Annotated in this window: 1 protein-coding gene; it reads left to right on the top strand. The window is 71.0% G+C overall.

Translation table 11 applies throughout. The features are described 5' to 3' along the window. Nucleotides 1-624: IS110 family transposase (locus tag CIW48_RS32980; protein ID WP_149314525.1), on the top strand; the 624-nt coding region annotated here is incomplete at both ends.

The following is a 624-nucleotide window of genomic DNA, read 5'->3' as shown; positions in this document are numbered from 1 at the left end:
CGACCGAGCAGCAGGCGGCGCTGGCGCTGCACCGGACGCGCGACCTGCTGGTCAAGCAACGCACCCAGTTGGTGAACATGATCCGCGGCCTGCTCGCCGAGTCCGGGATCGAGATGGCGCGGGGCCTGCGGCACGCGCTCGAACTGGCGGGCCGGCTCTCGGCCGGAGACGCGGCCGAGGTACCACCCCTGGCCCAGCGCGTGGTGACCGGGCTGGCCGATCAGATCGGAGCCTTGCAGATCCAGCTCACCCGGCTGGAGAAGGAGTTGCTCGCCTGGCATCGGGACAGCGACCTATCGCAGCGCCTGGCGACGATCCCGGGTGTCGGCATCGTTTCGGCGACCGCGCTGGCCGCCTCGGTGAGCGAGCCCGAGCGCTTCCGCTCCGGTCGGCAGTTCGCGGCCTCGTTGGGCCTGACACCGCTACAGACCTGCAGCGGCGGCAAGGAGCGCCTAGGCCGGATCTCGCGCATGGATGATCGCTACCTGCGCCGGCTGCTCGTGGTCGGCATGACTTCTCTGGTCGGGCGCGCGAAGGCGATGCCGACCTCGATGGACCCGCGGCTGCCGACGCTGCTGCAGCGTAAGCCGGTGCGCGTCCTGACCGTGGCAGGGGCCAATCGCA

Source organism: Methylobacterium sp. P1-11 (assembly GCF_008329595.1).
In the GTDB taxonomy this organism is placed as follows: domain Bacteria; phylum Pseudomonadota; class Alphaproteobacteria; order Rhizobiales; family Beijerinckiaceae; genus Methylobacterium.
The sequence above is the reverse complement of the archived record's forward strand: the minus strand, read 5'-3'. Positions and strand labels throughout refer to the sequence as shown.